The organism is Kitasatospora sp. MAA19 (assembly GCF_029894125.1).
Lineage (GTDB): Bacteria > Actinomycetota > Actinomycetes > Streptomycetales > Streptomycetaceae > Kitasatospora.
In genome coordinates, this window is sequence record NZ_JARXYZ010000007.1 from 26,106 (window position 1) to 47,816 (window position 21,711).

16 protein-coding genes are annotated in these 21,711 nt (G+C 74.6%); 6 read left to right on the forward strand and 10 right to left on the reverse strand.

Annotation, left to right across the window (positions count from 1 at the left end; translation table 11 throughout):
* Window positions 1-103 precede the first annotated feature (103 nt).
* The 3 genes from P3T27_RS13480 to P3T27_RS13490 all read left to right on the forward strand — a co-directional run bounded on the left by P3T27_RS13480 (window position 104) and on the right by P3T27_RS13490 (window position 3,315).
* On the forward strand, window positions 104-1,033 hold the full coding sequence (locus tag P3T27_RS13480) for a diiron oxygenase (RefSeq protein ID WP_280677872.1): 930 nt from the start codon (window positions 104-106) through the stop codon (window positions 1,031-1,033).
* Between the two features lie 90 nt (window positions 1,034-1,123).
* On the forward strand, window positions 1,124-2,848 hold the full coding sequence (locus tag P3T27_RS13485; protein ID WP_280677874.1) for an FAD-dependent oxidoreductase: 1,725 nt from the start codon (window positions 1,124-1,126) through the stop codon (window positions 2,846-2,848).
* 281 nt (window positions 2,849-3,129) lie between these two features.
* Window positions 3,130-3,315 (forward strand): hypothetical protein, encoded by a 186-nt coding sequence (locus P3T27_RS13490; RefSeq protein ID WP_280677876.1) that lies wholly within the window; start codon window positions 3,130-3,132, stop codon window positions 3,313-3,315.
* A 185-nt stretch (window positions 3,316-3,500) separates the two neighbouring features.
* Here the strand turns inward: P3T27_RS13490 and P3T27_RS13495 are convergent, their stop codons facing one another.
* The 6 genes from P3T27_RS13495 to P3T27_RS13520 form a co-directional block, all read right to left on the reverse strand.
* A complete protein-coding gene (locus tag P3T27_RS13495; protein WP_280677878.1) occupies window positions 3,501-4,355 on the reverse strand; it encodes a methyltransferase domain-containing protein in 855 nt (284 codons plus the stop codon).
* 350 nt (window positions 4,356-4,705) lie between these two features.
* A complete protein-coding gene (locus P3T27_RS13500) occupies window positions 4,706-9,568 on the reverse strand; it encodes a DNA repair ATPase (protein ID WP_280677880.1) in 4,863 nt (1,620 codons plus the stop codon).
* 126 nt (window positions 9,569-9,694) lie between these two features.
* On the reverse strand, window positions 9,695-11,713 hold the full coding sequence (locus P3T27_RS13505) for a flotillin family protein (RefSeq protein WP_280677882.1): 2,019 nt from the start codon (window positions 11,711-11,713) through the stop codon (window positions 9,695-9,697).
* A gap of 168 nt (window positions 11,714-11,881) precedes the next feature.
* Window positions 11,882-12,637, reverse strand: a complete 756-nt coding sequence (locus tag P3T27_RS13510) for a hypothetical protein (RefSeq protein ID WP_280677884.1) — start codon at window positions 12,635-12,637, stop codon at window positions 11,882-11,884.
* 155 nt (window positions 12,638-12,792) lie between these two features.
* Window positions 12,793-13,908 carry a helix-turn-helix domain-containing protein gene (locus tag P3T27_RS13515; protein WP_280677886.1) on the reverse strand — a complete coding sequence of 372 codons (1,116 nt, stop codon included), beginning with the start codon at window positions 13,906-13,908 and terminating at the stop codon, window positions 12,793-12,795.
* 100 nt (window positions 13,909-14,008) lie between these two features.
* Window positions 14,009-14,896 (reverse strand): GntR family transcriptional regulator, encoded by an 888-nt coding sequence (locus P3T27_RS13520; RefSeq protein ID WP_280677888.1) that lies wholly within the window; start codon window positions 14,894-14,896, stop codon window positions 14,009-14,011.
* 242 nt (window positions 14,897-15,138) lie between these two features.
* Here P3T27_RS13520 and P3T27_RS13525 point away from each other — a divergent pair, with 242 nt between their 5' ends.
* Window positions 15,139-15,897 carry a tyrosine-protein phosphatase gene (locus tag P3T27_RS13525; protein WP_280677890.1) on the forward strand — a complete coding sequence of 253 codons (759 nt, stop codon included), beginning with the start codon at window positions 15,139-15,141 and terminating at the stop codon, window positions 15,895-15,897.
* Window positions 15,898-16,037: 140 nt separating this feature from the next.
* Here P3T27_RS13525 and P3T27_RS13530 read toward each other — a convergent pair whose 3' ends face one another.
* Window positions 16,038-16,904, reverse strand: coding sequence for an ABC transporter permease (locus P3T27_RS13530; RefSeq protein ID WP_280677892.1), 867 nt, complete (start codon window positions 16,902-16,904; stop codon window positions 16,038-16,040).
* A complete protein-coding gene (locus tag P3T27_RS13535; RefSeq protein WP_280677894.1) occupies window positions 16,901-17,812 on the reverse strand; it encodes an ATP-binding cassette domain-containing protein in 912 nt (303 codons plus the stop codon). The genes P3T27_RS13530 and P3T27_RS13535 overlap by 4 nt, the downstream gene beginning before the upstream one ends.
* A gap of 134 nt (window positions 17,813-17,946) precedes the next feature.
* Here P3T27_RS13535 and P3T27_RS13540 point away from each other — a divergent pair, with 134 nt between their 5' ends.
* Window positions 17,947-19,122 carry a histidine kinase gene (locus P3T27_RS13540; RefSeq protein WP_280677896.1) on the forward strand — a complete coding sequence of 392 codons (1,176 nt, stop codon included), beginning with the start codon at window positions 17,947-17,949 and terminating at the stop codon, window positions 19,120-19,122.
* Complete coding sequence (locus tag P3T27_RS13545) at window positions 19,119-19,781, forward strand: response regulator transcription factor (protein ID WP_280677898.1); 663 nt, start codon at window positions 19,119-19,121, stop codon at window positions 19,779-19,781. Before P3T27_RS13540 ends, P3T27_RS13545 begins: the two co-directional genes overlap by 4 nt.
* A gap of 96 nt (window positions 19,782-19,877) precedes the next feature.
* Here the strand turns inward: P3T27_RS13545 and P3T27_RS13550 are convergent, their stop codons facing one another.
* Window positions 19,878-20,462, reverse strand: coding sequence for a hypothetical protein (locus P3T27_RS13550; protein ID WP_280677900.1), 585 nt, complete (start codon window positions 20,460-20,462; stop codon window positions 19,878-19,880).
* Between the two features lie 123 nt (window positions 20,463-20,585).
* The gene (locus P3T27_RS13555) at window positions 20,586-21,605 is read right to left on the reverse strand and encodes a BadF/BadG/BcrA/BcrD ATPase family protein (RefSeq protein ID WP_280677902.1); all 1,020 of its coding nucleotides are present in this window, start codon (window positions 21,603-21,605) and stop codon (window positions 20,586-20,588) included.
* Window positions 21,606-21,711: the final 106 nt, after the last annotated feature.

Sequence of the window (21,711 nt, forward strand, 5' to 3'; positions counted from 1 at the left end):
GCTTGGTGCTGCGCAGGGGGTTCTCGGGGGCGGGCTCTTATTGTACTGTCCGTCTAATAAGCGGGTGAGCGGGCACCCGCGGAGCAGGCACCTGGAGGCAGCCATGGCTCTCACCAACGCGGCGGCGGGGCGGGCAGCGGGCGCGCACGGCCACACCGCGGCCGACGACGACGTCTCGAAGCGGCTGCTGGACTCCGCCGCCACCCTCTCCTACGACCCCTCGACCGAGATCGACTGGGACGCGCCCCTCCCGGACGACCACTACGGCCTCAACCCGGAGTGGAGCACCCTCTACGGAACCCGGCTGTGGGACGAGATGACCGAGCGGCAGCGGGTCACCCTCACCCGGCACGAGGTCTGCTCGATCATGAACACCGGGATCTGGTTCGAGATGATCCTCCAGCAGATGGTGCTGCGCGACCAGTACCTCAAGAACCCCGCCAACGCCGAGTTCCAGTTCGCCCTCACCGAGATCGCCGACGAGTGCCGCCACTCGATCATGTTCGCCCGCGCCTGCGCGAAGATGGGCGTCCCCGCGTACCGGCCCAACAAGGTCATCGCCCAGGCCGGGCGCGCGTTCAAGGCCCTCGCGAAGGGTGAACTGGCTTACGGCGGAATCCTGGTGGCCGAAGAGGTGCTCGACGTCATGCAGCGCGACTGGATGCGCGGCGAGAACGTCCTGGAGATCGTCCGCGGCACCTCCCGGATCCACGTGGTCGAGGAGTCGCGGCACATGAAGTTCGCCCGGCAGGAGATCCGCGAGCGGATGCGCCACGCCGGCCCCGCCCGCCGCCGCACCTCGGCCACCGGCATCGCCGTCGGCGCGTACGTCATCGTCAGCAGCATGGTCCACCCCGGGGTCTACCGCGCCGCCGGGCTCGACATCGAACGGGCGCTCGTCGAAGTGCGGGCCAACGAGCACCGCAAGGCGATGATGCGCACCAGCTCCCGGCACCTGATGGCCTTCCTCGCCGAGACCGGGCTGATCACCAGCCGCTCGGCCGCCATCTACCGCCGCGTCCACATGCTCTGACGTCACGTCAGACATCTCTCCGGATGCGTCAGTTGCCGCTCCGAATCCCCCCCACACGTCTTCACCTCCAGCGAGGACCCCACCCCGGCCATGGCCTACGCGATCACCCGGACCTGCTGCAACGACGCCTCGTGCGTGTCCGTCTGCCCGGTCAACTGCATTCACCCGACCCCGGACGAACCGGAGTTCGGCACCACCGACATGCTGTACATCGACCCGGTGGCCTGCATCGACTGCGGCGCCTGCGCGGACGCCTGCCCGGTGGACGCGGTCTTCCCCGTCGACCGGCTGCGTGGGCCCGACACCGCGTTCGGCGACCTCAACCGCGACTGGTACCGCGACCACCCCAGTGACCACGCCTGGGGCGCGCCCAGCTTCCCGCGCAGCCTGCCCGACGGGCTCGGCGTGCTGCGCGTCGCCATCGTCGGCACCGGCCCTGCCGCCGGGTACACCGCGCAGGAACTGCTGCGCAGCACCGGCGCCGAGATCACCATAATCGACCGACTGCCCGTCACCGGCGGCCTGCTGCGCCACGGCGTCGCGCCCGACCACCAGTCCACCAAGCGCATCGCCGACAGCTTCGCGAGCGTCTTCCACGACCCCCGGCTGCGGATGCACCTCAACGTGGACATCGGCGCCGACGTCACGCACGAGGAACTCGCCGCCCACCACCACGCCGTCGTGTACGCCGTCGGCGCGGCCGCCGACCGGCGGCTCGGCATCCCCGGCGAGGACCTGCCGGGCAGCCTGCCCGCCACCGCCTTCGTCGGCTGGTACAACGCCGAACCGACCGTGCCCGCCGACACGGTGGACCTGTCCGGGCCCGGCGCCGAACGGGTGGTGGTGGTCGGCAACGGCAACGTCGCCGTCGACATCGCGCGCATCCTGCTCACCGACCCCGACCGGCTCGCCGCCACCGACATCGCCGACCACGCCCTCGCCGCGCTGCGCCGCAGCCGGGTCCGGGAGGTGGTGCTGCTCGCCCGGCGCGGGCCCGCCCAGGCGGCCTGGACCACGGCGGAGTTCCTGGCGCTGCGGCAACTGCCGGGCGTCGACGTGGTGGTCGAGGACCACCCGGAGGTCCGGGCCGCGATCGAGACGGCCGCGCCGGACTCGCGGGCCGCACTGCTCGCCGGGCTGCCGCTGGTGCCGTTCGACGGGGGTGCCGAGCCGGCGCCGGGCCGGCGGATCGTGCTGCGCTTCCTGTCCGCGCCGACCGCGCTCACCGGGGACGGACAGGTGACCGGCCTGACCGTCGCCCGGACCACCCTGGTCGGCGGCCGGGCGGGCGGCCGGGCGGGTGACCAGGGTGGCGACCGGGCCGGCGACCCGACCGGCGACCGGGCCGAGCCGACCGGGCAGACGGACGTGCTGCGGGCCGGGCTGGTGGTGCGCTCGATCGGGCACCGGGGTGTGCCGGTGCCGGGACTGCCCTTCGACGAGCGGACCGCGACGGTCGCGCACCACGGCGGGCGGGTCGTCGACCCGGGGACGGGGCGGCCGCTGCCGGGGACGTACGTGGTGGGGTGGGCCAAGCGCGGACCGTCCGGCGGCATCGGTGCCAACCGGGCCTGCGCCCGCGAGACCGTGGACGCGCTCCTCGACGACGCGACCGCCCGGGCCCTGGTCGCGCCGACGGCGAGCCGCAAGGACTTCGACCGCCTCGTCCGCCACCGCCGCCCGGACGCCGTCGGCCTGAAGGAACTGCGCGCCGTGGAGCGGGCCGAGCGCACCCGCGGCGAGGCCGAGGGACGGCCCCGGGTGAAGCTCGCCACCGTCCCGGAGCTGCTGGCCGCAGCCCGCGGGCGGCGGTAGGCGGCGGTGGGCGGGTGTGGGCGGGTGTGGGCCCGGGGGAAATATGTCGACCGGTCTACTGATTCGTTCCCGTGCGCAGGAAGTCGGACAGGTGATTCTGCTGGCGAAGTAGTTGATCTGTGCGAGGTGATGTCCAGCAGGAACATGTAGACCGGTCTGCATAATTTCTCCGGAGCAGGATGAGCCCGCGCGGGGTTGATGTGCGGGCTGTGGGGTTGACGCGGCCGTGTCCGGGTCCGGACGGGGTCCGTTGGGCGGGCGTGAGTAGTAGTCCTGGGGTGATGCCGGCTCCGCGGCGGCGGTCGGTCGAAGAAACGATCCTCCAAGGTGCGGAAAGCTATCTGCACCTCGACCCGGAGGCGCCGATCTATGCCGAGTTGGCCCGGATATGGCAGGCCGCGGGGCGGACGGTCCCCGGGCTGCCCGATCCGGTGTGGGAGACGCTGGCCGCGCCGGGCGGCACCTGACCGCCCCCTGCCCGCCGCCGCCCGCCGGCGCCGCCCACTGCTGAAACGCCTACCGCCGAACCGCCCGCCGCCTCGGCCTCGGCGAGTACCGTCCGCGTCCGGGTAGAACTGCCGCACCCGGCGCCGGAACAGCCCGATCGACCGTTCCCCGGGGCACCTCTCCGGTTCGGGTCCGGGTGCCGGTGCTACCTGCCCGGCTTCACGGCCGTGTGGACGTACCAGGCGACGTACTCGCGGACGGCGTACATCTCCACGGTGGAGCGGAGGTTGAGCCACCGCGCCGGATCGCCGAACCGCCGCAGCACCGCCCACGGCAGCCGGAAGTACGCGTGCACCGCCTCCGAGGTGGGCGTGTAGTACGCCGTCGCGTCCAGCGCCTCCTCGACCTCGAACCCGGCCTCGGCGAGCAGCTGCGGCAGGTTGCGCGCGTGGTAGACCTTCGCACCGGGGAACACCATCGCGTCCAGGTACGGTTCCAGTACCGCCCGTGCCTGCGGGGCGAGTTCGTCCAGTGGCGCGGTGCTCATCGGGCCGAGCAGCACCAGCCGTCCGCCCGGGCGCAGCACCCGGTGGAACTCGGCCAGCGCGCGCGGCGGATCGTAGGAGTGGACGAGCGTCTCCATCGAGTACGCGCCGTCGAACGATCCCTCTTCGAAGGGGAGTCGGTGGTAGTCGCCCCAGGAGAAGACGGTCCGATCCGCCAGTGCCGCCCGGGCACTGAGCCGGCGGGCCTCGGCGAGGTGGAAGTCCAGCACGTCGACCCCGGTCACCAGCAGACCGAACCGGTCCGCCATCGCCCGCGCCACCACCCCCGCCCCGCACCCGGCGTCCAGCACCCGGGCGCCCGCCGGCAGCGCCAGTTTGCGCCCCAGCACGTCCTGCAGCTGCCGCTGCGCCCGCCACAGCCGCCACTTCGACTGCCCCGGCTCCGTCCAGCCCCAGTGCCGGGCGTTCCTGGCCACCCGGGTGTAGAACAACCGGCTCCCGGTGCGCCCGTAGACGCGGCGCAGCCCGGCGAGATCGAGTTCTTGAGCGCCCATGTGCCCAAAGCTAGCCCCGGACGTGGTGCTCGGACTCGCACGCCACGCATGCGGCCCGGGGCTTGCCCCGCCGGGAGGTCTTGTGCGGTCGCACGATGAGCTGATCAGATGCCTCGCTCCTCCTGGTGAGCGGAGGTCGGCCGACGTGCCGAGGCTGCTGTGCGCCGCAACCTTGCTGCCCGCTCGGCGTCGAACCGGCCGTGAACAACAACGCCGAACCGCTTGGTGCTTGGTAATCGTGGCCGGACCGCACCCGGCCGGATTCACACCCGCAGACGTGTTCCGGTCGCTCGCAGCGCTCGCGCCGCACCCTCACCTGAGCAACCACTCCCGGGTGGCCGCCGCCGGTTTCAACTCCGCCAGGCGCGCCGCAGCTCGGCCCAGCGGGCCGCCTGGTCCGGGGTGAGGGTGTCCCGCAGGGCGGCGAGCTTGAGGAGTTGGGCCTCGGCGTCGGCGCCGAGGGGTTGGGCCTCGGCGCGGTAGTGGTCGGTGAGGAGCGCGTCGAGTTCGGGGCGGGTGAGGGCGGGGTCGAGGCGCTGGGCGAGTTTGGACATGTTGCGGTAGGAGCCCTGGAGGAGGAACGGGGGCTCGGTGCGGGTGCGGTCGTCCTGGGCGGCGGAGGCCAGATAGGCGCGGTTGACGGCGAGGACGGTGGTGCGCAGGTGGAGCAGCCCGGCGAGGACGGCGGTCATCCGCTCGACCTCGGCGGCGGGCCACGCGCCCGCGAGGGGGCCGCTCGGGGAGCCGGCGGCGCGGGCCAGCAGGGTGTCCAGGTCGGCGCGGTCGGCGGTGGCGAGCGGGGCCAGGTGCGGGTTGGCGGGCAGGGCGTTCTCGACGAAGCTGAGCGCGAAGAGGTCGTCGCGCCCGGCGATGACGTCGCCGAGGTTCCAGACGTCGGCGCGGTTGGCGAGCATGTCGGGCAGCCGGAAGAGGCGGCCGGACTCGGTGTACGGGTTGGCGGCCATGACGACGGCGAAGCGCTTGCCGCGCAGGTCCCATTCGCGGGCCTCGCCGTCCCACACCCCGTCGATCCGGCGCTGGGCGTCGCAGAGCGGGATGAAGCGCTGCAGGAACTCGGGCGAGGTGTGCTGGACGTCGTCGAGGTAGAGCAGCACGTTGTTGCCCGCGTGCAGGGCGAAGTTGAGCTTCTCGACCTCGCGGCGGGCGGTGGCGTCGGGGGCCTCGGCGGGGTCGAGGGAGGTGACCCGGTGGCCGAGTGCGGGGCCGCTGACGGTGACCAGCAGCAGGCCGAGCCGTTCGGCGAGGTACTCGACCAGGGTGGTCTTGCCGTACCCGGGCGGGGAGACCAGGAGCAGCAGGCCGCTGCGGTCGACCGGTCCGCCGGTGTCGACGGTGCCGAGCTGCTTGGCGAGGTTGTCGCCGACCAGCGGCAGGTAGACCTGGTCGATGAGCCGGTTGCGGACGAAGCCGTTGAGCGGGGCCGGGCGGTACTGGTCGAGCCGTAGCCGGGTGTGCTCGGCGGCCAGCAGGTCGGCGCGCAGCCGCTGGTAGGCCCGGTATCCGGGGACTTCGGTGGCGGCGAACTCCGCCGTGCGGTCCAGGAGTTCGTCGAGCCGCAGGTCGAGTGCGCCGCCGGTGAGCCGGGGGTGGTCGCCGAGCAGTCCGGTGAGGCGGGTGGCGGCGGCGCCCTCGGCGGGTCGGCGCGGCAGGGACGGGCAGAGCAGCACGGCGGCGGCCTCGGCGAGGTCGGCCGGGTCGGCGGCGTCGGCGCTGGACTCCAGCCAGGCGCGCGCGAGTTGGCGTCGTGCGGGCAGCAGCGCGGGCTCGGCGGGCAGCGCGGCGAGGGCGTCGGTGAGCCCGGCCGACTCGGGTGCGGCGTGGAACTTGTCGAGCAGCGCGGACGCCCCCGGGGAGAGCGCGAACGCCGGCTCGGCGGCAGCGAGTTCGGCCACCAGGTACGGCCCCGCGGACGCGCCGAGCCCCGCGGACGCGCCGAGCCCCGCGGACGCGCTGAGCCCGGCGGACGCGCTGAGCCCGGCGGACCCGTCCGCCCCGGCCCCGGCGGCGAACGCCGAGACGGCCGCGCCGAGTTCGCCGGCGAAGGCGTCGAGGGCGATCAGGACGGCCGGCGCCGGGGCCGCGCCGAACGCCTGCCGGGCGAGGGCCAGCGAGCGGGCCCGGGTCCGCCAGGCCAGTCGCTGCCGCTCGTCGGCGCCGTACGCCCAGTACAGCTGCGCGGCCGCCCGGGCGGCCGCCGGGTGGCGCAACAGTCCCGCTCCGGCGTGGAGTTCGAGCAGGGCGCGGAGCAGCAGCGCCGCGTCGTGGTCGTGCACGCCGCGCTGGTAGCCCTCGTCCGGGCGCTGCTCGGCGGCGCGACGGACGAACTCCAGCAGGTCGCCCTCGGCGCGCAGGGCGTCCAGCCCGTCCGGTTCGGCGGCCAGCAGCAGGCCTGCGGCGAGGTACTCGGCCCGGTAGAGCGCGGGGGTCTCCGAGGGCAGCGGCCGGTCCCAGTAGCGCTCGGTGGCGGCGAACGCCGGGTCGGTGACGGGGGAGCGGTAGTCGGTGCCGGTGAGGGTGAAAGCGGGGCGGCCGCGCCAGGGGACGAGGGTGAGTTCGGGCCGCTGGGTGGTGACGGCGAACAGGTGGCGGCCCAGTCGCAGGGTGCCGGGGCCGTCGCCGGCGAGTTCGGCGCGGTCGCGCAGGGACCGGTGGGCGCGGCCGCGGGCGGCGCGCAGCCGTCCGGTCAGCTCCTCGGCCCTGACCCGGTCGCCGAGCGCGGTCAACTGGGCGGCGAGATCGCGCAGTTTGACGGCGGTCGGGTCGGCGGCGAGGGCGGCGTCGATCTCGGCCGCGGTGTCGAGGGCGGTCAGCCGCCGGTGCAGGGTGTCGAGGATGCGTTCGGCGGAGGAGGCGATCCGGTCGGCGCGGCGGGCCCGTTCGTCGAGCAGCTGCTGGCGGCGGGCGGTGAGGGCGTCGTGGATCTCGGCGCGCCGGTCGGTGAGTTGCTCGCCCAGCGCCGGGTCGGCGTCGGCGAAGCGGGTGTCCAACTGCTCGATGCGCAGCAGGAGTCGGCCGAGCTGGTCGGCGCAGGCCTCGGGGGTGTCGGCGGCGGCGAGTGCGGCGGTGGTGGCCTGGGCGAGCAGGGCGGTCTCGGCGGCGAACTCGGCGGCGGTCTCGCGGGTGCGCAGTTCGCGGCGGCGGACGGTGAGGGCGGCGCGGGCGCGGTTGAGCAGCCCGAGGACGTCGGCGAGCCGGTCCAGGATGGCGGTGCGGGTGGTGGCGTCGGCCAGGTCGAGGGTGCCGACCAGTTCCGAGACGGTCTGCAACGCCTCGCTCTGCGCGGTGAGTTCGGCGCCCAGCGGGTCGGCCTCGGCAGCGGTGGCGAGGGCGGCGCAGCGGTCGGCGAGTTCGCCGGCGCGCCGCCGGTGCGGGGCGAAGGCCTCGGGTTCGGCGAGCTGGCCGACGGCGCGGACGGCGGCCTCGGCCAGGCCTTCGGCGAGGTGGGCGGCGAGCGCGTCGATCCGGGCGGGGTCGGCGCGCGGCAGGTCGCGCAGTGCCTCGACCCGGCCCTGGGCGCGGCGCAGTCCGGCGAGCCGGTCGACCCACTCGGCGGCGTCGGCGAGGGTCTCGCCGCGGGCGGTGCGCAGCAGGCCCTCGACGTGGTCGGCGGTCTGTTCGGTCTGCCGGGCGGCGTGCGCGGTGAGTTCGGCGACGGCCTCGTACTCGGCGATGACCTGCCGGGCGGTGTCGCGGATCTCGGCGAGCGGCGCGGCGAGGTCTCCGAGGCCGGGCTGGCCGAGCCAGTGGCGCCGGTCGGTGGTGCGGGTGCAGGCGGCGAGGACGGCCTGGTGGCCGGCCGGGGTGTCGGCGCCGGCGGCGGCCAGTCGGGCCAGGGCGAGGCAGTCGGCGAGGCCGCGGACCAGGTCGGCGTTGCCGATCCGGGCGAGCGGGCCGGTGCCGGGCGGCTGCGCGGCGGCGTACCGCTCGCTGGTGAACGGGGTCTGCCACAGCTGGACGGGGTGCAGTCGGGTGGGCCCGTCCTCGGTCGGGCGGAGGGCGACGAGGGTGCCGTCGGCGAGCAGCGCGTAGCCCTGGCAGGGCAGCGGCGCGGCGGCCTCCTGGCGCACGCTGTTGTACGGCTGGAGCAGGGTGCGGCCGTCGGCGGGGGAGCGGAACTCGTAGAGCACGTCCTCGCCGTTGGGCGAGACGAGGGTGCGCTCGTAGGCCAGGCCGTCCACCGGCTGGTCGAAGGTGCGTACGGTGCCGTCGGCGAGGTGGCAGCCGCCGGGGAAGGCCACGCCCTGGTCGGCGGGCAGCCGCAGGCAGGCCTGGCCGAGCGCGTCGATCCGGGTGATCCGGCCGGTGGGCAGGTGGCAGACCAGGTGCCGGACGGTCTCCTCCTGGTACGGCCGCACGCGCACCAGCAGCAGGGTGCCGAGCCGGGTGTGGGCGATCTGCGCGTCGGCGAGGGTCTGCAGGGCCTCGGCGAGCGGCTCGTGGTGCAGCTCCCGGCCGTCGGCGGCGGCGATGGTCAACCGGCCGCCGTCGACGCCGAGCCGGAGTTCGCCCCCGAGGTCGGCGCGCGGCGGGCTGCCGGGGGCGGCGGGCAGCTGGTCGTCCCGGGTGAGGGCGGTCCAGGCGAGCTGCTGGCCGTCGGCGGGGGTGTGGTCGCGTTCGCCGCGCCCGTCCTGGTAGGCGGGCTGTTCGGCGTGTTCGTCGTCGGAGAGGCGCCAGCGCAGCACCCGGACGTCGGCGGCGGCCGGGCCGGTGCGGAAGACGGCGAGCAGGCGGCCGCCGACGGGGCGTAGCCGCTCCAGCCGGGCGTCCCGGAAGTAGCGGTGCAGGTCGGTGAGGTCCTGGCGCAGGCGCGGGTCGTCCAGCAGGCTGCCCTCGGCGGGGGCGGGGGAGAGGTCGGGGTGGTGGACGCCGAGGACGTCCCCGAGCAGCCCGGCGCCCCCGTCGGAGAAGGCGCCGGACGACGACGCCGCATCGGCGGCCTCGGGGGCGGTGCCGGGGCGGACGCCGAGCAGCAACAGTCCGCCGGCGGCGGTGAGGTCCTGCGGGAGGCAGGCCCGGTCGGTGGTGAGCCGGCCGGTGCCGGTGAGCCGCAGCTCCCCGGCGCCGAACTCCTCGACCCGTCGGGCGTTCAACGCCCGCGCGCGTTCGGCGAGTTCGGCGGCGGACCGGGCGAGCCGGTCGCGCAGGACCTCGTAGGTGCCGGCGTCGAGCCGGGCGTCGAGGGCGTCCACCACGTCAGTTCCTCGGGGTGATCGGGCGATCGGGTACTCAGGCGGGCGATCGGGTGCTCAGGCAGGTGACCGGGTACTCGGGCAGACGATCGGGTGCCCGGGCCGTCGGAAGCCCGGGCACCCGGCCGGTCACCTGGAGCCGTTGGCCGAGGCCAGCGCCCCGATCGGCGTCTCGGCGATGCCCAACTTCTTGGCCGAGGCGAGCAGTTGACGCAGCTGGCCGGCCTGCTCGCCGCCCCCGGAGCCGATCATCCGCATCAGCAGCGCGGACACCGTCAGGTTCTGCACGTCCGCCGTGGACACCGAGGACAGCACCTTGGTCAGGTCCTCGGTGAAGCTGGCGCTGCCGTCCAGCCAGGGGCCGGCCAGGGCCTGGGCGGTCTGCGAGTGGCCGACGAAGGCGTCCACGCTCTTGGCCGCCGTCACCGACTGCACCAGGCGGTCGAAGAACACCCCGTCGCCGCCGACGATGTCGATCTTCGCCTTCTCCAGCCCCGCCGCGACCAGCGCGGCCTGCGCCTCGGCGATCTGCCGCTGGGTGTCCAGCCCGGCCAGCCGGACGTCCTTCTCGGCGGCCAGCCGCAGCCGGTACTCCTCGTGCCCGCGCGAGGCCTCGTCCAGCTTCGCCATCGCCGCGGCCTTCTCGGTGAGGCCCTCGGCCTCCGCCTTCAGTCTGGCGCCGACCTCCAGCGCGGCGGCCTTCGCCTTCTCGGCCTGGACGGCGGCCTCGGCGCGGCCGACCTTCTCCACCGCCGCGGCCTCCTGCTCGCGCACCTGCACCTGGGCCAGCCCCTCGGCGGCGGCCTCCGCCCGGATGCCCTCGGCCATCCGGATCTTGGCAGCCGCGTCGAGCTCGGCGGCCTGCTGCCGGGCCTCGGCCAGCACCAGCGACTCGCGGGCCTTGTGCGAGGCGGCCGTCTCGGCGGCCTCGGCGGCCTTGATGTCCTTGACGAGCTTCTCCTGCGCCTCCGCCTCGGCCTGGATGATCACCGCGCGCCGGGTGCGCTCGGCGTCCTCGGTGGCGCGCAGCGTCTTGACGGCCTCCTCCTGCTCGGCGACGGTCCGCTCCACCGCGACCCGTTCGCGGACCACGTCGGCGACCTCCCGCCGGCGGGACTCGACCTCCTTCTGCTTGGCCATCGAGGCGAGTTCGGTCTCCCGGTCGCGCCCGATCACCTCCAGCAGGCGGTCCTTCTCGATCCGCTCGTTCTCCACCGCGATCACCCGCTCGCGGTTCTTCTGCGCCACCGCGACCTCGCGGGCCTGGTTCTCCCGCTGCACGCCGAGCAGTTCCTCGGTGCGCAGGAAGGCGGTCTGGGCGTTCAGCCGCTCCTCCTCCTGCACCCGGGCGATCACCGCGTCCTCCTTGGCCCGCAGGGTCTCGATCTCGCGGCGCTGGCGGATCTCGGCGTCGGCCTGGCGGCGTTGGAGCTCCAGGACGGTCTCCCGGGCGTCCACGTTCTGCCGGGTGATCTCCTTCTCCTCGGTGCGCTGGTACTCGTTGGTGCGCACGTGCTCGATCGCGGTCAGCTCGGTGATCTTGCGGATGCCCTGGGCGTCCAGGATGTTGTCGGAGTCCAGCTGGTTCATCGGGGTCTGTTCGAGGTGGTCGATGGCCGCGTCCTCAAGGGTGTAGCCGTTGAGGTCGGTGCCGATCACCGCGATGATCTGGTCCCGGAACTCGTGCCGGTGCGTGTAGAGGTCGGTGAAGTCGAGCTGCTTGCCGACGGTCTTCAGCGCCTCGGCGAACTTGGCCGCGAAGAAGTCCTGGATCGCGGACGGGTCGCTGGCCCGGGCGGTGCCGATGGCCTGCGCGACCTTGATGACGTCCTCGACGGTCTTGTTCACCCGCACGAAGAAGGAGATCCGGATGTCCGCCCGGATGTTGTCCCGGCAGATCAGCCCGTCCCGGCCGGCGCGGTGGATCTCCACCGTCTTCACCGAGATGTCCATCAACTCGGCCTTGTGCAGCACCGGGAGGACGATCGTGCCGGTGAAGGTGACGTCCACCTTCTTGGTGCGGGAGACGATCAGCGCCTTGCCCTGCTCGACCTTCTGGAACAGGCGGCCCACGAACAGCAGCATGGCGAGCACGATGAGCAGCACGACGGCGACGAGCACGCCGAAACCCACGGCGATGGTGTCCATCACGGAGTCCTTTGACGAGACGGTGCGAAGGTGAGCGGAAGGGGTCGACGCCCGGGGGCGCCAGGTGTCCGGTGGCGCCAGGTGCCCGGGGACGCGGCGGCCGGGGGACGTCGGGACGTCGGGCGTCAGCGGACGCGGGGGTGTCCAGGGACGTCAGGTGTGGGGGCGTCAGGTGCCAGGTAACGCCGCCGGGTCGAACGGCGCCACCAGGAAGTGCTCGCCGTCGGCGTCGTAGTCGAAGATCAGGGCGGTGCGGCCGGCCGCCAGCCCGGGCTCGTCGGTGAGCGTGCGGACCTGGACGGTCGCGGTGGAGCCGTCCTCGGCGGTGACCTCCGCCTGCCCGAAGTCGGCCGTCACCCGGCCGGTCCGGATCACGCAGACGCGGCCGACGAAGTCCCCCCGGGTCGCCGGGCGGTCCTCGGGGAACAGCCGGGACAGCGGGCGGACCAGCAACCGGGTGCCCGCCCAGGAAGCGACCAGCGCGACGGCGAACACGCCGCCGCGCGCCGGTGCCCCCGAGGTGAGGACGGTGCCGGCCAGGCTGACGAACCAGGCGATCGCGACCAGCAGCGACACCGCCACCGTCACGGGCACCCCGCCCAGCCCCAGCGCGCCCAGCACGCCCCCGTGGTGGTGGGTGTCGTGGTCGCCGGTGGCGTGTCCCCCGTGGCCCGCGTGCCCCCCGGCACCGTGCCCCACGTCACCTGCATGACCGACCTGGCCGCCGTGCCCGACGTGGCCCGGGTGGCCCACCTGCCCCACGTGCCCGACGTGGCCCGCATGGCCGACGCCGTGCCCCCCGTGCAGGGCGTCGAACCCGAGGCCACCGAGCAGCATCAGCAGCCAGTACCCGACGACCACCACCAGCGCGAAGCTGAACAGCGCCGTCGGAAAAGCCAACGCGGCCGCGACGAATCCCCCCATCCCGGCCACGCTCCCCCGCTTTTCCCACGGCGCCGCACTTCGGCGCCACGGAGATCGTGACAGCGCGGGGGCCGTCCGCACATTGCCAGGATCCGGCAATCTTTACGGCCCTTTGACACCCTGGTACGCACCGGCCGGGGGCGCTCGGCCACCGCCTACAGCGGCTGCTCCGGCCAGTTCAGCAGCCGGGCCCCCATCGCCGCCGTCTCCAGGGTGAACCGTTGCAGCGCGTCCGACGGGTCGTAGCCGGTCAGCGCCTTGATCCGCTCCAGCCGGTAGCCGAGCGTGCGCACGCTCAGCCCCAGCCGCCGGGCCGCCTCCGCGTTCACGTACGCGGCCTCCGCCTGCACCGCGATCGTGTCCAGCAGCGGACGCGCGCCGCCCCGCGCCTCGGTCAGCGGGCCCAGCACGCTGCGCACCAGATCGGCCATCGCCGCCCGGTCGCGCATCAGCACCGGGAAGACCAGCAGTTCCTCGGCCTTCAGCTGCTTCGCCGGCAGGTGCAGCCGGTCCGCGTAGTCCAGCGCGCCCAGCGCCTCCTCGTAGCTGCGCAGCACCCCGCTCGCTCCTGAGTGCCGGCGCCCGGTCGCCACCCGCAGCACCGGGCGGTAGCCGGGGCCGGGGTTCAGCGCCAGGTCCGTGAAGGCCTCCAGGACGGCGCGCTCGGAGTCCGGGGCGATGCACACCAGCCGGCCGTCCTTGCTGGCCAGCAGGACGTCCCGCTCGCCGAACCGCCCGACCAGTTCCCGCTCCACCCGGTGCACCAGCGGATGGACGTCCGCGAACGGCGTGCCGCCCACCGCCACCGCCACCGCGTACGCGCCCGCCAGCCGCAGTCCGAACCGCTCCGCGCGCTCCGCGAGCAGCCCGAGGTCGCTGCGGCCGTACAGCAGGTCGTCGATGAACTCCCGCCGGGCGGACTCCGCCTGATGGACCGCCATGCGCTGGGCGCGCTCGTGCCCCTCGCCGAGCGCGGCCAGCGCGGCCTCGGTCGCCGCGAGCACGGCGTCGCCCGTCCGGCGCAGCTCCCCGACGCTGCCCGCCGTGGTGATGCCCGGCAGTACCTGCCAGGCCCGTCGGGTGACCGACAGGCAGTGCGCGACCACGTCGCGCAGCCCGTACCCGGCCTCGGCGCTGCGCTCGCCCAGCGTGCGCAGGCACTCCAGCTCGTCCCGGCGCAGCAGCCTGCCGGTGCGGGAGGAGTCGGCCAGCAGCCCGAGGTAGACCTCGGCCAGTTCGGCGGGTATGTGGTGTTCGATTCCCTCGGACATCGCCGTGCTCCGCCCCCCGTGACGCCTGATGATCCGGCGCGGAACTTTAGCAGGATCCATACGGCGCGAATCGTCCCGGGGCCGGCGGTCTGACCTGGGGCTATCGTGGGCCGGACGGCGGGCCCGGCGGGGGCTCCGGCGGCTGCTCCGATCGCCGCTCCGGTCGCCGCTCCGGTCGTGGCTCGCGGAAGTTCAGGACGAAGCGCGCGCTGCTGCCGTCGATCCGCCGCCGGACGTACAGCGCCGGAGCGCCGTCCGGGGTGCAGCTGACCCCCTCGCGCACCAGCAGCGGGGTGCCGGCGGGGACGTCCAGCAGTTCGGCGTCGGCCAGGTCCGCGCCGATCGCGCCGAACGCCCGCCAGTCGTACTCCAGCTCCACCCCGGCCGCCCGGGCCAGGTCCAGCACCAGGTTCCCGGGCCGGCCGGGCCGCACCAGGGCGCCCGGTAGCGGGCCGAACGGCACCCAGTAGCTGCACACCGCCCGGGCCCGTCCGCCGAGCCGGATCACCGTGTCCACCCGGGACAGCTCCGCCGGAGCCCGGTCCAGCTGGCGGGCCGCCTCCTCGTCCTCCGCCGACCCGGACACCGGTGGGGCGCCCAGCACGAACTCGCCGTCCGTGAACCCGTCGTCCGTGAGTTCGTCGTCCGTGACGTCGCCGTCCGCGGACCCGCCGTCCGCCGTGCCGGGGAGCGCGGCGTGCACGCTGCCCAGGTCGAACCGCTGGCTGCGCGGATCCACCGCGATCGAGACGCGGACGGCCGGCGCGCGGACGAACGTGCCCACGCCCCGCCGGATCTCCACCACGGCGGCCCGCTCCAGCTCCGCGACCGCCTGCCGGACGGTCAGCCGGTTCACCCCGAACTCGGCGCTCAGCTCGGGCTCGCTCGGCAGCCGGGTGCCCGCCGGGTACGCGCCGGCGTCGATCCGCTCCTGGAGCCGCCGGGCCAGCCGGCGGTAGAGCGGGGTCTTGGGAGGGTTCGTCGCCACAGGCCCGATCCTACGAAGCCCCGGGCCTGTCGCCGGACCGCCGCCCGTCGGCCCGCCGCCCGCCGCCCGTCGGGCCGCCGTGCCGCCGCGCCCGCTTCCCGGGTCGACGGGAGCCGCGCGCGGGGGTGGGATGAAGGGGTGCGGGCGGGCGCGGTTTGCCCGACGCCCGGGGGAGAGACTAGACATCTAGACGTCTAGATGTCCGGCCCCTCCTCCTGTGGCTCCACCGAAAGGCCTCGCGCATGTCCCTGGTCAACTTCCGCGACCCCGCCGTCCTCAGTGACCCCGAGGGCCGGCGGATCCGCCCCGGCGTGCTGTACCGCTCCGCCCAGCCCTTCCCGGCCGCCGACGAGGCCACCGTCGCCCAGCTGCGCGCCTGCGACATCCGCACCATCGTCGACCTGCGCGACACCCGCGAGACCGACCCCGCCGACTGGGCCGCCGCCGAGGCCGCCGGGATAGCCGTCGTCGCGGCCCCGGTCAACCCCACCACCGACGACCTCGCCGCGCGCATGCGCACCATGGCCACCGCCGCCGACCTCGGCGACTACTACGTGCTGCTGGCCGAGTCCGCGCCCGAGGCCGTCGCCGCCGCCGTCGAGGCCGCCGCCCGCCCGGGCGCCGTCCTGCTGCACTGCGCCGCCGGCAAGGATCGCACCGGCCTGCTGACCGCTCTGCTGCTGGACCTCCTCGACGTGCCCGCCGAACGGATCGTCGCCGACTACGCCCGCACCGCCGACGCCCTGCCGCAGATCTTCGCCGGCCTCGCCGAGCGCCACCGCACCGCCCTCAACGACCGCCAGGCCCGCGTCACCGACTCCCAGGGCCGTGAACTCAGCATCCCCGCCCCGCTCCTGCAGGCCCCGGCCGAAGCCATGGCCGTCTTCCTCGACGGCGTCCGCACCCGCCACGGCGGCGCCGCCTCCTTCCTCCCCGCCTGCGGCGTCCCCGCCACCACCCTCGGCGCCTTCCGCACCAAGGCCGCCGCCCCCGCCCTCTGACGCATCCGGCCCCGGAGCCGCGACGGCGGCTCCGGGGGCAGTCAGCCGCGGTGGTGGCGGCGTGGAGGTGAGCCAGGGCCTGCTCGGCGGTGACGGGGGCGAACGGTTCGAGGAGCCGCACGCCGTGAGCCGTACGGGTCCTACACGTCCCGCCGCCGCATCAGGACCACCGTCACCGTCAGCGCGACGGCCGCCCAGGCCCCCAGGGTGACCCAGGAGTCCAGCACGCTCGGCGCGTACTTGCCCATCGTCGTCGAGGAGTTGGGGTTGAAGGTCAGCCGCACCTCGGCGGAGAGCGGCAGGTGGTTGCCGATCTCCTTCAGCAGACGGTAGCGGTCGCCGCCGAACATCATCGGCACGATGAGCAGCAGCATGACCAGCGAGACGATCGAGGCGGTGGCGTGCCGCAGCAGGGCGCCGAGGGCCATGCCGATCAGCGCGCAGACGGGCACGATCGCCGCGTAGCCGAGGACGGCTCCCAGGCAGCCCTCGTCGGTGAGGGAGAGCCCGACGTGCCGGGAGGCCAGCATGGCGTTGCTGCCGAAGAAGGACGCCGCGGACACGACGGCGCCGGCCAGCGAGGTGAGGCCGGCGATCAGCACCACCTTGGCCGCGGCCACGCCCCGGCGGTCGGGCACGGCGGCGAAGGTGGTGCGGATCATGCCGGTGGTGTACTCGCCGAACACGGTGATCGCACCGAGGCTGCCGGCGGCGACGGCCATCAGCGCGGCGGAGATGCTGTTGAGGCCGTGGTGGAGCGGGTCGTACCGGTACGGGGGGAAGCCGGGTATCGGTGCGGGCGGGTGGTCGATGTAGGTCAGGTCGGTGTGGACGGCGTTCAGGTTGATCGCGATCGCGGCCAGCGAGGCGAGGGCCAGCACCCAGTACGTGGACCGCAGCGAGCGCAGTTTGATCCACTCGGCGGCGAGCAGGTCGGCGAACCGCGGCCTCGGCTCGGCCGGGCGGGTGCCGCCGGGCCGGACGGGGGAGAGGGTGGTCGCGCTCATCGGGCTTCTCCTGCCAGGTATTCGACGCTGTCGGCGGTCAGGGACATGAACGCCGACTCCAGGGACGAGGTACGGGTGGTGAGCTCGTGCAGCACCAGGCCGTGCCGGAGGGCGAGCTCGCCGATCCGGGCGGCGGGCAGGCCGGTCACCACACCCACCTCCGGCTCCGCCCGCCGTACGCTCGCCCCCTCTGCCCGCAACACCTGCGCCAGCGCGGCCAGTTCGGGCGTACGGACGGCCACCGAGGTCACCGCGTTGCGGGCGGAGAACTCCGCCAGGCTCTCGTCGGCGATCAGCCGGCCCCGGCCGATCACCACCAGCCGGTCGGCGGTGTGCTCCATCTCCGCCATCATGTGGCTGGAGACGAACACCGTCCGGCCCTCCTCGGCGAGGCGGCGGAACAGCCCGCGCACCCACAGCACGCCCTCCGGGTCGAGCCCGTTGAGCGGCTCGTCGAACAGCAGCACCGGCGGGTCGCCCAGCAGCGCACCGGCGATGCCGAGCCGCTGCTTCATGCCCAGCGAGTAGCCGCCGATCCGGCGCCCGGCGGCCTTGCCGAGTCCGACCTCGGCGAGCACCTCGTCCACCCGCCCGAGCGGGATGCGGTTGCCCCGGGCGAGCGCCGACAGGTGGGCCCGGGCGCTGCGCCCGCCGTGCACGTCCTGGGCGTCCAGGAGGGCGCCGACGTGGCGCAGGCCGCGCGGCCGGTTCGCGAAGGGCACCCCGTCCACGGTGACGGTCCCCTCGGTGGGGGTGTTGAGGCCCAGGATCATGCGCAGGGTGGTGGACTTCCCGGCGCCGTTGGGGCCCAGGAAGCCGGTGACGGTGCCCGGCTGGACGGTGAAGGTCAACTGGTCGACGGCCGTGGTGGCGCCGTACCGCTTGGTCAGTCGCTCGATCTCGATCACGGGGACCACGGTGCCGCCCGGGGCCCCGCCCGGACATCGGGCCGCGGGCCACAACCGGTGGCCGCCGGACCGGCCCCAGGGATTACGCCCACGGGCCAATGCACCGGCCCGCGGGCCGCCGCTACCATCGGACGGTGATCATCAACCCTCGTCCGCCCCTGCTCAGGCGCCTGCCGCCGGCCGCGTGGGTGGCGGCGTTCTGGGTGACGGTCGTCGGGGTCCGCTGCTTCCAACGGGACGACGAACTGGCCCACCTGTTCCGCTACAACGGCAATGTCGAGGACATGCCGCTGCTGGTCACCGCGGTGGTCACCGTCCTGATGGCGTCGCTGCTGGTCCGCCTGCCGCTGCTGGCGGTCGCGATCCCGCTCGCGGCGTGCGTCTTCACGATCGGCATGCGGATCCAGGAGACGGCCGCGGTGCAGCTGCTGCTCGCCGAGGCGGCGATCGGCTACTGCGCGGCCACCCGCTCCCGGGCCGTGTCGCTGTGCGCCGCCGCGATGCCGGTCGCCGTGGTGGCCGCCATGGCGGCCTGGCGCCTGGCGAGCGACTACCCCACCGACCTGTTCGCCCAGGCCGCGATCGCCTCCACCGCCGCGATCGCCTGGCTGGTCGGCAACACCGTCCGGCAGAACCGCGCGCACGCCGAGGCGCTGCGCGGCCGCGCCACCGAGCAGGCGATCACCGCCGAACGGCTGCGGATCGCCCGCGAGTTGCACGACATGGTCGCGCACAACATCGGCATCATCGCGATCCAGGCCGGCATGGGCAGTCGGGTCATGGACACCCAGCCCGCCGAGACCCGCAACGCGCTGAACGCCATCGAGGACACCAGCCGGGAGACCCTGGCCGGCCTGCGCCGGATGCTCGGCGCACTGCGCCAGGGCGAGCCGGAGTCCGCGCCGCTGGAGGTCGCCCCGGGGCTGGGCGAGTTGGACCGGCTGGTCGAGAAGACGGCCGGCGCCGGAGTCCGGGTCGCGCTCACCCGCCGGGGCGAACCCCGCGCGCTGCCGCCCGAGGTGGACCTCGCCGCCTACCGCATCGTCCAGGAGTCGGTCACCAACGTGGTCAAGCACGCGGGCACCCGGGACTGCCACGTCACCGTCGACTACGGCCCGGAGCAACTCGCCGTCACCGTCGTCGACCTCGGCGCCGGCACCACCGGGCCGTCCGCGGGCTCCGGCTACGGCATCGCCGGCATGCGCGAGCGGGTCGGCCTGCTGCACGGCCAGTTCAGCGCCGGACCGCGCCCCGACGGCGGCTTCCAGGTCGCCGCCCGACTGCCGCTCCCCGTGGAGGTCTCACCATGATCCGCGTCCTCCTGGTCGACGACCAGCCGCTCATCCGCACCGGCCTGCGCGTGCTCATCGCCGACACCCCGGACCTGGAGGTCGTCGGCGAGGCCGGCAACGGCGCCGAGGCGGTCGAACTCGCCGCCCGGCTGCGCCCCGACGTCGCCGTGATGGACATCCGGATGCCCGGCATGGACGGCATCGAGGCCACCCACCGGATCACCGCCACCCCTGACCTGCCGACCCACGTCCTGGTCCTCACCACCTTCGACGACGACGACTACGTGTACGGCGCGCTGCGCGCCGGCGCGAGCGGCTTCCTGGTCAAGGACCTGGCCCTGGAGACCATCCTGGACGGCGTCCGGGTCGTCGCGGCCGGGGACGCCCTGATCGCCCCGAGCATCACCCGCCGCCTGATCGGCGAGTTCGCCGCCCGCCCGCAGCCCGCCGCGGTCCGGACCGGCCGGACGGCCGTCGACGGGATCACCGAGCGCGAGCGCGAGGTGCTGACCCTGGTCGGCCGCGGACTCTCCAACACCGAGATCGCCGAGGAGCTCACCATCAGCGTGGCCACCGCCAAGGCGCACGTGGCCCGGCTGTTCACCAAGCTCGACGCCCGCGACCGGGTCCACCTGGTCATCCAGGCCTACGAGTTCGGCCTCGTCGCCCCGGCCTGAGCCCCCCTGCACGACGGTGCGGCGCCCACGGGACCGTGAGCCCCGAGAGAACCGCCCACGGGACCGTGAGCCGCCGAGTGAACCCGAGTGAACCGCCTACGGCACGGCCAGCTCCCCGATCCGCATGATCCGCCCGTGCGAGTCCAGCACCACGTCGTACGCGTTCCCGAAGCACCCGTAGGGCGAGCCGGGGTCGCGGCCCGCCAGGCAGTCGTCGAGGTGGCTGATCACCGCGTCCAGCCGGACCGGTCTGACCGGGTCCCCGTGCGCGCGGTCCACCAGGGTGGCCTCGACTCCCGCCGTGGCGAAGCCGTAGTGCTCCGCGGTGCCCGCCGCGTCGTAGCGGGCCTCGTCGCAGAGGTAGCGGGCGGGTTGGGCGGTGAGGTCGTTCTCCTCCACCGCGACGACCAGGAGGACGGTGTGGCCGGGGAGTTCGGTCGGGGTCGGGGTGGCGCACTCGGCGGTGGGGGCGGCGGGGACGGAGGCGGTGTCCATGCTGGGCTCGGGGTCGGCGAGGTCGTCGTCCAGCAGGTCGTCCTCGTCGTCGTAGGCCCCGTCGGCGACCGCGGCGGCGGAGGCGGCCGCGACGGTGGGCGCGGAGTCGGCGGGGGTGCAGGCGGCGAGGACGGCTGCGGCACTACAGCACAGCAGAGCGGCGAGGAGGGTTCGAGGCACGGCCATGGCACTAGTCTCCCCGCTGGCGGTCGCCGTCGTCACCCAGGTACACGACCGGTGCACGGTCCGTGGTTCCCGCCCCCGTCGGATGTGCGGATCCGGCGGGGGCGGGGGTCTTGGGGGGAACCGTCAGGCGGCGACGGGCCGTTGCGCCTCGTACGCCCGGCGCAGCCGGGCCTGGGCCTCGGCGCCCGCGTCGAGGTGGTCGAGCCCGAGCAGCGCCGAGCCCAGGACGGGCGCTGCGACGACGACCCGCGGTTCGGCGAGCGGCGCGGCCTCGGCCAGCCGGGCGGTCACGTTGTCGAGCAGCAGCGGCTGCCGGGAGGCGAGCACGCCGCCGCCGAGCACGACCGGGGTCGGCGAGTCGAGCAGTTCCAGCCGCCGCAGGGCGACGACGGCGAGCCGGACGATCTCGTCGGCCTGGCGGTCGATCAGCCCCAGCGCGACCTCGTCGCCCGTCTCGGCGGCGGCGAACAGCACCCGGACGATCTCGTGCAGCCGGCTGTTCGGCAGGTGCCCGAGGTGGACGGCCTCGGCGACGGCGCCGGCGCTGGGCAGGCCGAAGTGTTCGGCGATGGCGCGGGAGAGCGCGGTGGGGCCGCCGCGGCCGTCCTCGTGGCGGACGGCGTGCCACATGCTGGTGACGGCGAGGCCGCCACCGCCGCCCCAGTCGCCGGTGAGCTCGCCGAGGGCGGGGAACCGGGCGGTGCGGCCGTCGGGCAGCAGGCCGACGCAGTTGATGCCGGCGCCGCAGACGACGGCGACGCCGCGCGGGCCGTCGGTGCCGGCCCGCAGCAGGCCGAAGGTGTCGTTCACGACGGTGTTGCTGGCGCCCCAGGGGTGGGACTCCAGAGCGGTGCGCAGGGCTTCTTCCTCGACGGGCAGGTCGGCGTTGGCCAGGCAGGCGCTGACGTGGCTGGTGAGGACACCGCTCCAGGCGGGGTGGCCGGCCGCCGCGGCGGCCTGCTCGACCAGCGGGACGAGGCCGGCGACGGCGGCGGCGCCGCCGATCTTCTGGGGTGCGAAGCCGCCGCCGCGGGCGGTGCCGTGGACGGTGCCGTCGACGCCGATCAGGGCGACGTCGGTCTTGGAGTTGCCGGCGTCGATGGCGAGAACGCCGGGCAGGAGTGGTTCGGGCTGGTGGGTCATCAGGTCCCCGCGGCTCGTACGTGGCCCGGCCGTGGCGTTGTCCCCGGCCGGGGGTGGTCGGTCTCCTCGCCGTGCCCGGCCCGCGACACCCTCATATCGCGGGCCG